The 12,434-nt window shown below is 64.0% G+C and carries 11 protein-coding genes; 5 read left to right on the plus strand and 6 right to left on the minus strand.

What is annotated here, in order from left to right:
• Positions 1-84 precede the first annotated feature (84 nt).
• From modC to modA, 3 genes are all read right to left on the minus strand, one after another.
• A complete protein-coding gene (gene modC, locus HXS66_RS07905) occupies positions 85-1,257 on the minus strand; it encodes a molybdenum ABC transporter ATP-binding protein (protein WP_176503226.1) in 1,173 nt (390 codons plus the stop codon).
• A complete protein-coding gene (gene modB, locus HXS66_RS07910) occupies positions 1,250-1,942 on the minus strand; it encodes a molybdate ABC transporter permease subunit (RefSeq protein WP_077378349.1) in 693 nt (230 codons plus the stop codon). Before modB ends, modC begins: the two co-directional genes overlap by 8 nt.
• Before the next feature lie 202 nt (positions 1,943-2,144).
• Positions 2,145-3,047: a molybdate ABC transporter substrate-binding protein gene (gene modA, locus HXS66_RS07915; protein ID WP_255303158.1), complete on the minus strand. Its 903-nt coding sequence runs from the start codon at positions 3,045-3,047 to the stop codon at positions 2,145-2,147.
• A gap of 354 nt (positions 3,048-3,401) precedes the next feature.
• On the opposite strand from modA, the gene HXS66_RS07920 reads away from it, so the two are divergent.
• The gene (locus tag HXS66_RS07920; RefSeq protein WP_077378346.1) at positions 3,402-4,319 is read left to right on the plus strand and encodes a LysR family transcriptional regulator; all 918 of its coding nucleotides are present in this window, start codon (positions 3,402-3,404) and stop codon (positions 4,317-4,319) included.
• A gap of 28 nt (positions 4,320-4,347) precedes the next feature.
• Here the strand turns inward: HXS66_RS07920 and HXS66_RS07925 are convergent, their stop codons facing one another.
• Together HXS66_RS07925 and HXS66_RS07930 are read right to left on the minus strand one after the other, a co-directional pair.
• Positions 4,348-5,037, minus strand: coding sequence for a glutathione S-transferase N-terminal domain-containing protein (locus HXS66_RS07925; RefSeq protein ID WP_141392304.1), 690 nt, complete (start codon positions 5,035-5,037; stop codon positions 4,348-4,350).
• Positions 5,038-5,129: 92 nt separating this feature from the next.
• Positions 5,130-5,849: a glutathione S-transferase N-terminal domain-containing protein gene (locus HXS66_RS07930; protein WP_176503227.1), complete on the minus strand. Its 720-nt coding sequence runs from the start codon at positions 5,847-5,849 to the stop codon at positions 5,130-5,132.
• Between the two features lie 338 nt (positions 5,850-6,187).
• On the opposite strand from HXS66_RS07930, the gene HXS66_RS07935 reads away from it, so the two are divergent.
• Positions 6,188-7,747: a carbon-nitrogen hydrolase family protein gene (locus HXS66_RS07935; protein WP_176503228.1), complete on the plus strand. Its 1,560-nt coding sequence runs from the start codon at positions 6,188-6,190 to the stop codon at positions 7,745-7,747.
• Between the two features lie 4 nt (positions 7,748-7,751).
• Positions 7,752-8,579: a zinc-dependent peptidase gene (locus HXS66_RS07940; RefSeq protein ID WP_176503229.1), complete on the plus strand. Its 828-nt coding sequence runs from the start codon at positions 7,752-7,754 to the stop codon at positions 8,577-8,579.
• Positions 8,580-8,678: 99 nt separating this feature from the next.
• Here the strand turns inward: HXS66_RS07940 and HXS66_RS07945 are convergent, their stop codons facing one another.
• The gene (locus tag HXS66_RS07945) at positions 8,679-9,686 is read right to left on the minus strand and encodes a LysR family transcriptional regulator (RefSeq protein ID WP_176503230.1); all 1,008 of its coding nucleotides are present in this window, start codon (positions 9,684-9,686) and stop codon (positions 8,679-8,681) included.
• Positions 9,687-9,918: 232 nt separating this feature from the next.
• Here HXS66_RS07945 and HXS66_RS07950 point away from each other — a divergent pair, with 232 nt between their 5' ends.
• Together HXS66_RS07950 and HXS66_RS07955 are read left to right on the plus strand one after the other, a co-directional pair.
• Entirely contained in the window at positions 9,919-11,145 is a 1,227-nt protein-coding gene (locus tag HXS66_RS07950) for a TauD/TfdA family dioxygenase (protein WP_255303159.1), read from the plus strand.
• Positions 11,146-11,251: 106 nt separating this feature from the next.
• The gene (locus HXS66_RS07955; protein WP_176493558.1) at positions 11,252-12,427 is read left to right on the plus strand and encodes a diguanylate cyclase; all 1,176 of its coding nucleotides are present in this window, start codon (positions 11,252-11,254) and stop codon (positions 12,425-12,427) included.
• The last annotated feature ends 7 nt before the right edge of the window (positions 12,428-12,434 follow it).

Consider the following 12,434-nt stretch of genomic DNA (forward strand, 5'->3'; position numbering starts at 1 on the left):
CTTCCTTGTCGATGGATACCGAGCGAGGCACATTACCAGAATGCCCGGCCCGAGGGGGCTCAGGGGAGCGGGATCGCGGGAGACTCAGGGAGACGTCGTCTCGCTGGTGCCGGCCGCCTCATCCTGCTGCGCGACCTCGTCTCCGACATCGAGACTGATCACGTCCGGGCCGGAGAGCGCGACGCTCGAGATCAATGCCTTGACGCCAAGGCCGACCTTGAGCCCCAGCTCCTCGCAGGCCAGCCGGTCCACGCGCGCTCTGAGCCGCTGGCCGGCGATGCCCAGCACCAGTTCCGCACTGGCGTGGCCGCGCTCGCTCTCGATCTCGTGAATCACGGCGGGCAGCGTATTGCGCAGGCTGGTATTCAGCGGAGTTTCCAGCGCGATGCTGACATCACGGGCGCGCAGTCGCAGGCGTACCCGACGCCCGACCGGCATCGCCAGGCGCGCCAGCTTGAGACTCAATCCCGCCCCGAGCCCCAGACGGGTCAGCTGATGCGTCTCATCGTGCGAGAGCACCTCGGCGCTGAGCAGTGAGCCGGCTTCGAAACGCCCGGTCTGCGGGGCCAGATCAAGACGTGACAGCATGTCACCGATCTCGCCGCTGGCGGTGATGCGCCCGTTGTCGACCAGCGCGAGGCGGTCCGCGACGGCGAACAGCTCCCGGGTATCGTGACTGACGAACAGGATCGGAATCTCGATCTCGCGAGCCAGACGGCTGATGTAGTGCAGGAGTTCCTGCTTGCGGGCGCCATCAAGGCCGGTCAACGGCTCATCCAGCAACAACATGCGTGGGCGTGACAGCAGGGCGCGCCCGATGGCGACACGCCGCGCCTCGCCACCCGACAGCTGACCCGGCATGCGCGTCAGTAGGTCCTCGATGCCCAGCAGCGCGACGATCTCGTGCAGGTGGTCACGGTTGCGCTGGCGTTGAGCACGCGTCAGCGCCAGCGGCATGCCGTAGCAGAGATTGCCGCGCACGCTGTAGTGCGGAAACAGACGAGGCTCCTGGAAGACCACGCCCAGATTGCGCCGATGGGCAGGCACCCAGTGATCATGCTCGCCGCCGATCAGACACTCGCCCGTGAGACGCAGATGGCCATGATCCGGGCGGTCGAGCCCTGCGATCATGCGCAGGATGCTGGTCTTGCCGCTGCCGGAACGTCCGAACAGCGCCGTGACCCCGCGTGCCGGCACCTTGAGTTCGGCATCGAGATGGAAGGCGCCCAGCGTGCGGCAAAGGTGGAAATCAAGCATCACGCCCCTCCATCCGGAGTCGGGCCCGGCGCGCCAGCCATTCGGAAGACAACAGCGAGAGCATCGCGATCACCACCGCGATCAGACACAGACGCGCGGCCGCGCCCTCCTCGCCCGGCGTCTGGATCAGGGTATAGAGCGCCAGGGGCAAGGTACGGGTCTCGCCGGGAATGTTGGCCGCAAAGGTGATGGTGGCGCCGAATTCCGACAGCGCGCGCGCGAAGGCCAGCATGCCGCCGGTCAGAATGCCGGGCAGCGCCAGCGGCATCGTCACCGTGAACAGCACCCGCAGCGGGTTGGCCCCCAGGGTACGAGCCGCGGCCTCCAGCCCCGGGTCAATGGCCTCCAGCGACAGGCGCATGGCACGCACCATCAGCGGGAAGGCCATGACCGCTGCCGCGACGGCGGCGCCCTGCCAGGTGAAGGGCAGCACGATATCGATCTTCGCCAGCCACTGACCGATGACGCCGTTGCGTCCGAAGGTGACCAGCAGCAGATAGCCGACCACCACCGGTGGCAGCACCAGTGGCAGATGCAACAGGCCATCCACCAGCGCCTTGCCACGAAACTCGCGTCGCGCCAGCCACCAGGCCGCGGCGAAGCCGGGAATCAGACTGAAGCCGACGGCCACGCAGGCGACCTTGAGACTCAGGCTCAGGGCTTCCCATTCCAGTGCGCTCAGCATGCACTCTCCTCGAACAAGATCAGGTGGCGCAGGGCAGCGCGATCACGAGACGACTCGCGCCCATGGCATCGCCATGGCCCGCTCGATGATTCGCTCTGCCAGCCACGTCATTGCCGCAATGATGCCACGGAAAACCTCCAGTGTAGCGGCCCGCGTGCCTCCGGGACATGCCGGCCAGCGCGCCAGCCCAGCCGGGGCGCTCTCACTGGCTGTCAGCGGTGGCGGGTGCGGTCTGGGTCCCAAGGGTGGTGAACCCGAAGCGATGGAAGATGGCCCCTGCCTCATTGCTGGACAGCCAGTGGGCGAAGGTTTCCGCTGCCTCGTCGGGCGCATCCCCGCCCCGCGTGATCAAGGCGGCAGGATAGTGGATGGGGTCGTGGCTGCTCTCGGGCAGCAGGCCGATCTGATGGACGCGATGACTGACGGAGGCATCCGTCGAGTAGACGATGCCCAGTGGGGCTTCACCGTGCTCGACCAGCGCCAGCGCCGCACGCACATCCTCGGCACTGGCCAGATGCGAGCGCAGTGCCTGCCACTGACCCAGCGATTCCAGCGATTGACGTGCATAGATACCCGCCGGCACGTGATCCGGGTCCCCCACCGCCAGCCGGGAGGCGTCGCCCGTCGCGGCCAGTCGCTTGGCCACGTCCGTCACGTCCCGGGCATTGCTGACGCCGGCATCCAGAGAACTTGCCCCGGCGGCTACCAGCGCCAGACGATTGCCCAGCAGATCATGACGCCCTGTCACCACCACGCCGGGCTGCTGCTCGAGCCAGTCCATCCAGCGCTCGTTGGCCGACAGATACAGCTGGGCTGGAGCACCATTGGCCAGCTGACGCGCCAGGGTCGAGGACGAGGCGTAGACCGGCAGGATATCCACGTTGGCGAGGCGCTCGTAGCGGGCCTCGATGGCATCCATCGCATCATGCAGCGAGGCGGCGGCCATGACGCGAATCCGGGTGGGTTCGTCGGCCTGCACCGGTGCCGCCAGCAGCGCCACCAGCGTCATCAGCAGTGTCGAGCGGGCCGTCAGGGAGGTGCGCGTCAGGCAAGCGGATTCCTGGCATGAGCGAAAGTGAGCGCGCAAGCGCGTGGCGAGTGACATCACGAGGTCCTTTGTCAGGCCGCGAAAGGGCCTTGGAAGAGTGAAACGCAGCGACAGCGCGTGCCACTGCTGCATGCCATGATGCCGCGCCCACCCGCCACATGCATCCCGCTCGGACGCGGATGGGCGTCAACGAGCTGGAATCTTGAGCTCCATTATCTGAACGCGCCCGCCAGCAGAGAACGCGAATCACTTTCATGCATGCCACTCCCCCCGCCAAATCGGCTACAATGCTGGCCAAATCGGCAACTCGCCACTGGCCCTTGCGCCAGATCCGCGGCGCACTCTGCCTCCACGCTCTCTTTCATGCCATCGGCTGCCCGAGTGGCAGACAGTCTCAGGTGCCACCAATCCATGCCCCCCGTACTTGACGAATTTCAGGGCCTCAGTGCCTTCGATGCCATCATGCGCCATGGCAACCTGGGCGCCGGCGCCGAACACCTCGGTATCTCCAAGTCCACGCTCAGCCGTCGGATCAGTCACCTCGAGTATCAGCTCGGTCAGCCGCTGCTGCATCGCCAGGCCAACCGCCTGATTCCCACCGAGGCCGGCACGCTGTTCCATCAGTATTGCCAGCAGATGCTGTCGCTGGGCGAGCGCTCGCAGATGGCACTGGACGAGCTGCGCGAGGAGGTGAGCGGTGATCTCAGCATCAGCGTCCACCCGCATTTCCTGCGTGGCTGGTTCAATCGTCTGCTCACCGAATTCATCGAGGAGTATCCGGGCATTCGCCTGACGCTGACCTCGAACCTGCAGCCTCCGACACGTGAGGATGATCAGGTCATGCTGTGGCTGTGGGAAGGTCCGACCCGTGACAGCGGCCTGCGTGACGAGGTGCTGGGCCACCAGCGTCAGCATCTGTATGCCCACCCGGACTATCTGCGTCAGCATGGCCATCCGCAGCATCCCGGCGAGCTTGCCTCCCACGACTGGGTCAACCTGATCGACCGCCATCACCCCGATCTGGTGCTCCACCATCCGGAACAGGGCGAGTACCGAGTGAGCCTGCCGCCCTCACGCTTCACGGTCGACAATGTCGTGGTACATGCCGACCACATCGCGCATGGCGCCGGTATCGGCCTGCTGCCGGACCACCACGTGCGCACCCGCTCCGTGGCACATCCCGGCCAGTTCGAGGCCTGCCTGCCCGAGTGGCAAGGGCCCTCGATTCCGGTCAGCCTGCACTATCCCTTCGGGCACCCGCCGCGCAAGCTGGGCGCGCTGCTGGATCGTATCCGGCGCCATGTGCCCAAGGACTGGGGGCAGCCCTAGCCCCGCAGGCCTCACGTACCAGCGCGACTCAGCGGCCCTGGCCAAACAGATGGCGACGCGCCTCTTCATCCATCGCCACATTGGCCGCCGGATTGATGTCGTCGATGCGCGCCATCGCCCGCCTGACGCCATCACGCTCGGCCATGCGAGTGCGGTAGGCAGCCACCGCCGGGAAGCGGGCCAGATCGATCTCCTGCTTCTCGGCCTTCAGCCACGGCCAGATGGCCATGTCAGCGATGCTCAACTCGTCACCGGCCACGAACTCCCGCCCCGCAAGCTGGCGCTCCAGAACGCCGTAGAGGCGCTCGCCTTCCTTGTGATAGCGCTCGATGGCGTACTCCACCGGTTCTGGCGCGTAGTGCTTGAAGTGGTGCACCTGACCGAGCATCGGCCCCAGGCCGCCCATCTGCCAATGCAGCCACTGCAGCACATCATTGCGTGGGCGCGTCTCGCGCGGCAGGAACTGGCCGGTCTTGTCGGCCAGATATTCCAGAATCGCGCCGGATTCGAACACGGAAATCGGCTCGCCACCATCGGCCGGCGCATGATCGACGATCGCCGGCATGCGATTGTTGGGCGAGATGGCCAGAAACGCTGGCGCGAACTGCTCGCCCTTGCTGATGTTCACCGGAATGAGTCGGTACTCGAGGCCGGCCTCTTCCAGAAAGATCGTGATCTTGTGGCCGTTGGGCGTGGTCCAGTAATACAGGTCAATCATCGTGAGCACCTTTTCGAGGGCAAGACGACATGGCCCGAACGCCTGGAAGCGTTCGAGCCATCAGGAAGCGCATCGCTGACGCGATCGAGGGATTACTGCGGGATCTCGCTGGCACGCGGCGACTTGCGTGCCATGCCGTCATGGAGATCCATCATGCGCTCGCGCCACTGCACCAGCGGATCAGCGGGGTCTTCTGTCTCGCCGAAGGGCGAGGTGTCGGAGACGATGTGGGCCCAGATGAAGAAGCCGAAGATCAGGTAATCCGCCGCCGCCGGCGACTCGCCATCCATGAAGGGCTGATTGCCCAGAAGGCCACGCAACGGCTTGAAGGCGCTGTCGAGAATGCCACGGGCGATCTCGACATCGTGGAACTCCTCGAACGACATGCCGAAGCGGGCTTCACGCGCGCTCTGGAAGTATTCACGGTCATCCGGGTGAATGGCCTGCACCAGATCCAGCGCCACCAGGCGGAAGAAACCGACGGCCATGACCTGCTCGGCATAGACCTTGACGAAATTCAGGCGCGCCCTTGCCAGTGCATCGCCGATCAGCGGGCCATGGCCTGCATCCGGATAATGCTCGTCCAGGTGCTGGAAGATGTCGTAGCTGTCCATCGACACGCCGAAATCATCCTTGAGTACCGGCACCGTGGTGGAATCGCAGAAGTCGATCGGGCTCTTGTCGGTGAACAGCATGGGAACGAGTTCCGCCTCGACGCCCTTGTGGGCCAGGGCCAGCCGCGCGCGCCAGCAGAACGGCGAGAAACGCAGACGGTCATCACGGCCTCGCAATTCATAGAGTACTGGGGTCATGCAGGTATCCTCCGGTGTCATTCAAGCTCAAGATGTTCGGCATGACGTCGCCGTGGGCGTCTTGCCCATGGCAATGTTTTGGACGTTGTGCCGCGCAAATGCAAGCAAAATGAGCATTCGTTCAATATCCCGCTGACACGCCGCTCGCCGTGCTTCCACCCGCTCACCCTTGCAGTGGCGCGAGGTTGGACCCATTGAGGAGGGATTCGCGACACGCGCCGGTCATTGACCAAAGGATATTGATGACACTCGGCCTCGACAGCGCGAATAATGGATCCACGCTGTCGCACCCGCCGCGTCTCGCCCTGCTCTCATCACTCATTTCCCAAGGAGTCTCGATGTCCGTCGAAGACCTGCACCTTAACCTGCGCAACCTGCAGGAATCCGACTACCCCCAGCTGAAACGCCTGATGGACGGCATCTACGACGACATCGGCGGCGCCTGGCCGGAACACACCATCAACCGCCTGGTCGCGGAATTCCCCGATGGTCAGATCGTGATCGAGGACGGCGAGATGCTGGTCGGGGTCGCGCTGACGGCGCTGGTGGATTACGACGCCTTCTCGAACCCGCACAAGTACGATGATCTGATCGGCCAGCGCGAAGTCATCCTCAACAACCCCGAGGGAGATGCGCTCTATGGCCTGGATGTCCTGATCGACCCCAACTACCGGGGCTATCGTCTCGGCCGCCGCCTGTATGAAGCGCGCAAGGAACTGTGTCGCTCCATGAATCTGCGCTCGATTCTGGCCGGTGGGCGCATTCCCCAGTATCACGAGTATGCCGCGGAGCTGTCCGCGACCGACTACATCGACAAGGTCGAGCGACGCGAGATCTACGACCCCATCCTGTCCTTCCAGCTGGCCAATGGATTTCTGGTCAAGCGCCTGATGCGCCAGTATCTGCCGGAAGACGAGAGCTCACAGGGCTATGCCACCTTGCTCGAGTGGAACAACATCCTCTTCGAGCCGGTCGAGCGTGTGCTGGAAAGCCGCAAGACGATGATTCGCGTCGGCGCCGTCCAATGGCAGATGCGCAAGTTCGATTGTGTCGAATCCGTGCTGCAGCAGGTGGAATATTACGTCGATGCCCTCTCGGACTATCAGAGCGACTTCGCCGTCTTCCCGGAGCTGTTCAATACGCCGCTGATCGGCCTGCTGGAAGACCAGAGTGACCCGGTGCGCTGCATCCGCTTCCTCGCCGGCTTCACCGAGCGCTTCAAGCAGGAAATCTCGCGCATGGCGGTGGCCTACAACATCAACATCGTGGCCGGGTCCATGGTGGAGGTCGGTGATGACAACGAGCTCTACAACGTCACCTATCTCTGTCACCGCGATGGCGAGATCGACCGTCAGGCCAAGCTGCACATCACGCCTCAGGAGCGCCGTGACTGGATCATCAAGGGCGGCGACGAGCTGGCCGTGTTCGAGACCGATGCCGGCCGCATCGGCATGCTGATCTGCTACGACGTGGAATTCCCGGAGCTGTCACGTCTGCTGGCCGACCAGGACATGGACATCCTGATGGTGCCGTTCTGGACCGACACCAAGAACAGCTACCTGCGCGTCCGCCACTGCGCCCAGGCGCGCGCCATCGAGAACGAGTGCTATGTGGTGGTCTGCGGCAGTGTCGGCAATCTGCCGTCCATCGAGAGTCTGGACATCCAGTACTCCCAGTCAGCGGTATTCTCGCCCTCTGACTTCTCCTTCCCGCATGATGCGGTGATGGCCGAGACGACCCCGAACACCGAGATGATCATGTTCTCGGATCTCGATCTGGAACGCCTCAAGGTCGTGCGCAGCGAAGGCTCGGTGACCAACCTCAAGGACCGTCGCAAGGACCTCTTCGACCTGCGCCTGCGCGACTGGTCCTGGAAGTCCGGCAGTCGTCAGGACTGACTCGATGCCCCCCTGGTGGCAACGACTGTGGCAGCGATCCGAGCGCCACGGCCATGATGCCGACGCCTCAGCCCCCTTCTCTTCCCAGACCCAGGAGGGGGACACCCTGTGGCAATCCGTCCGCGAGCGTCTGCCGATCCTCGAGGGACTCGACGCCGAGGCGCTCACGCGTCTCGAGCGCCGCGCCCGGCGGCAACTGCATGACTGGAAGCTGACCAGCGCCGAGCCTCTCGAGGAGGTCGAGGCGCTGGCATTGGCGGCTCAGGCGATGCTGTTGCTCAATGGTTGGGCGCATGCCGAGCGCTGGCAGGATGCCGGCGCTCGCGTCCATGAGATCATGCTGCCGCTCGAGGCCATCCGCCGTGAAGTGGAAGAGATGGATGAGGCAGGCGTGGTGCATGTCTTCCAGGACACCCGGGCCGGTGAGACCTGGTACCAGGGGCCGGTGGTGGTCACGCAGCAGGACCTGGCCGCCAGCGGTGACTGGAGCGGCTTCAATGTGGTCATCCACGAATTCGCCCACAAGCTCGACATGGCCAACGCCACCGATGCCGATGGCTTTCCGCCTCTGCCTGGCCACATCAGCGCTCAGGAATGGCACGCCACCTTCACTGCCGTCTGGGATGACCTGAGCGAGCGCCTGGCACACGGCATTCCCACGCCGATCGATGACTACGCCGCCAGTCACCCCGCCGAATGCTTCGCCGTGTGCTGCGAGTATTTCTTTACCGCACCGGACACCCTCGAAGCCGCCTATCCCGAGCTGTATGCCCTGCTGGAACGCTTCTTCCATCAATCGCCATTGCCACGCTGCCCGACGGCTCACGACTGATCGCCTGACAGCCAGGCAGGCAGACGGGCAGACAAGAAGATCCGGACAATGAATAGCGACCGCTCACCCCCTCAACCACCGGCTCAAGCTAACGGTATATCAATCAGGGTGTGCCGCGGCGGGCCCGCCGTTGCGATTCCCCGATGCATCAAGAGCAGTACCTGAGTCGGTCACTGCTGACTTTTCCACCAGGTAATCCCAGACACGCTGGGCCGTGGGTCGCATGGGACGTTGGGAGGAACGTACCAGCCAGAAATGCTGCTCGGCAGGAATCGCCAGCGGGAAGGCCTGCTCCAGTCCGCCATTGCCGGAGGCCATCCATTGCTGAAAATGGCCTTCATGCACCAGCGCCACGCCCATGCCGAGACGCGCCATTTCCAGTGTCATGACCTGGGTGTCACAACTGATGGTGGACGTCGTCTTCTCCAGTCCCAGCTGACCAGCCGCGACCAGCCAGCGACGCCAGCCCACCGCGAATCCCGCCGCATGCAGCAGCGTCATTCCGGTCAGATCCGCCGCCGTGCTCAACCGGGCGCTCAGTGCCGAGCTTGCCACGACGATCATCCGCTCCTGCTCCGCTCCCACCTTGATCGCCTCGACCTGCGGCCAGTCCCCCTGGCCATAGCGCAGTTCGATATCCACTTCCTCGCCATCGAAATCACGCGCCCAGAAGGCACTCACCAGCCGCAGGGCGATCTCGGGTTGATCTCGATGAAAGCTGGCCAGACGCGGCAACAACCAGGCCTGCTGGCTCATCGGCGTCGCACGCAGACTCACCGGCGCGGCGCGTGAGGGTCCGAAGACTTCCAGCGTGCCCTCCTGCAGACGCTGGAAGCCATCCTGCAGCGCCGGCAGCCAGGCCTGCCCGGCCGGTGTCAGATTCAGACTGCGAGCATGGCGCACGAACAGCGGCTGGCCGAGCCGATCCTCCAGCTGGCGGATACGCTGACTGATGGCGGACTGGGTGACGCTCAGCTCCTCGGCCGCCCGCGTGAAACTCATCAGGCGTGCCGCCGCCTCGAAGGCCTGCAGCCAGGCCAGGGGTGGCAACGGGCTGGACAAGGAAACGGGCAAGACACTCGGCGGCGAGGAAGGTGAGTCGTGCATGGCAATCTCGTGGCGGACAATGGAGGAGCATGACCACACATTAGCTCAGCTAAGCCATGGGCGTCATATTTCGCGTTGGTCAGCCTTCATGACACGCAAGACAATAGACTCACTCTCAGCACAAGACTCACCGAAACCGACAGAGACAAGGAAGGCGCCAATGGAGACTCTCACCGCATCTGATTCCGACACTTTCGGTACCAGCGACACTGATGGTATTGGCGACACTAGCGTGACGAACGACACTATCGATACTACCGACACTACCGACACTACCGACACGGCAGCGACGGATGCCGGCACGCGTCATCAGTGGGACATGAAGGAATATCAGCCCCATCATCGCGGCACTCCCCTGATTCAGGCGACCCATGACGAGGCACTGGCGACTCTGAGCTGGGCCGATGGGGATCAGGCACGCTTTCCGCTGATCTGGCTGCGTGATCACTGCGCCTGCGACGCCTGCCGTCATCCGCAGACCTTCGAGCGCACCTTCATGCTCATGGATGATGCGGCCCTGACGGTGCATCAGTTGCGTGTCGAGCAAGGCAATCTCGTCGTCATCTGGCAGGACGGCCACACCAGTCGCTTCGATGCCGGTTGGTTGCTGCAACGTCGTCCGAGTGATGCGCCGCCAGCCACGCCGGTCCCCTCAAGCCGCGCCTGGCAGCAGGGCCATCAGCCTCACGTTACCGCCTTTGCCGACTACATGGCCGGCGGCGCCGCACGACTTGGCTGGCTGGAAGCGCTGTGCCGCGACGGCTTCGCGATTATGGACGGCGGCACCTGTGAAGGCGGTGAGATCGATGCCATCGCGGCCACCATCGGCCCCATCCGTGCCACCAACTTCGGCGGGCGCTTCGAGGTCTTCTCCAAGCAGGCGCCCAACAATGCCGCCTACACGCCCATCGCGCTGGAACTGCACACGGATCTGCCCAACTGGCGCCAACCGCCGGACATCCAGATGCTCTATTGCCTGGTCAATGACGCCGAGGGCGGTGAGTCGATCTTCGGTGACGGCATGGCCGTCGCCGAGGAACTGCGCCGGCGTGACCCTGCCGCCTTCCGCCTGCTGGCCGAGACGCCGGTGGACTTTCGCTTCGCGGATGAGCAGACCGACCTCGTGGTGCGCGAACCGGTCATCCATCTGGATGCCAGCGGCAAGGTCATCGAGGTGCGTTTCAACAACTGGATCCGCGATAGCCTGCGCCTGCCGCTGGAACGGATGCAGGCCTGGTACGACGCCTACCGCCACTACTGGAGCATCCTGCGCGAACCGGACTTCCGCCTGCACCTCAAGCTCGAGGCCGGTCAGATGGTGGCCTTCGACAACCGCCGCGTGATGCATGGGCGCCGGTCCTTCGACCCGACCACCGGGCGCCGGCACCTGCAAGGCTGCTACGTCGATTACGACATGGTGGAATCGGCATTGCGCGTCACAGCGCGCCAGCTGGACTGACGACGGCCCGCGAGCGTTGAAGCTCAGTGATTCAATTCGCCCAGTCCCGGCAGCAGACCACGCAAGGCGATGGCATCCTGAGACTCTGGCTACTCAGGTACCGCCCATGAATCCCATGACGCTCTGCTTTGCGGATGACACCCTGGAACGACGCTATCGTCGACAACAGATCGAGACCTCACACAAGCTCAGCCGGTTCACCATCCCGCTGAGCTGTGTGATGTTCGCGTCCTATGCGCTGATCGAGATAAGTCTTACCCACCATTTCGAGAGCCTGCTGCTGCTGCGCGCCGGCATTCTCGCCAGTGTCCTGAGCCTGTTCCTGCTGTCACGCCATGCGCGATACAGACACCGGGTCAATGGCCTGCTGTGCCTGGCCTCCCTGAGCGCGGCGCTGGGCACGCTGGCCATGTTCCATCTCGGCAATGACCACGCAGTGGATCACCATGAGATGCATGAGGGTGAATTCCCGGCCTATTTCGTCAGTCTGCTATTGCTGGTGTTCTGGACCTACACCCTGCTGGGGCTGCAGTTCATCTATGCACTGGCCTGCGGATTGCTGATCTGGATGGGCTGCACCGCCAGCTGCGCGATCCTGCACAGTGGTACCGGCGTGCTGGTGGAAGCCAACGAAGCCTTCTTCATGATGTCCGCCAACCTGCTGGCCGGCATGAGCGCCTACTCGCGAGAGCGACAGAGCCGCCTGCTGTTCCTGCGCGAATGTCACGTCACCGACGAGCGAGACAATCTGCGTGACCACGCGACACGCGACTCGCTCACCGGACTGCTCAATCGACGCGCCCTGATGGAGCATCTCGATCAGGTGCTCGACATCCAGGCACCCGGCGTCATACAGGCTGCGCTGTTCATCGACCTGGATGGCTTCAAGCCCATCAATGACCGCCATGGTCACCATATCGGCGACCAGGTCCTGAGCATCATCGGCGAACGACTCGGAGACACCCTGCGTGGCAACGATATCGTCGGCCGCCTGGGAGGCGATGAATTTCTCGTGCTAATCAGTCGTGAAGGCGATAGCCGCCAGGGCCCGGAAACACTGGCCAATCGTCTGGTGGATGCGATCAGCAGGCCCATCCACCTCGAGGTCGACGGCGAGCCGCTGATCATCGGTGTCAGCGCCAGCGTGGGCGTCTGTCTGTTCCCCTTCTCCGGTGCCACGCCCGAAACCATCATCGCGCGTGCGGACGGTGCCATGTATGAAGCCAAGCAACGTGGCCGCGGGCGAGTGGTCGCGGCCAACCCGCTGCGCCTGGTGCTGTGAGCCTCCA

Source organism: Cobetia sp. 5-11-6-3 (genome assembly GCF_013374055.1).
Classification (GTDB): domain Bacteria; phylum Pseudomonadota; class Gammaproteobacteria; order Pseudomonadales; family Halomonadaceae; genus Cobetia; species Cobetia marina.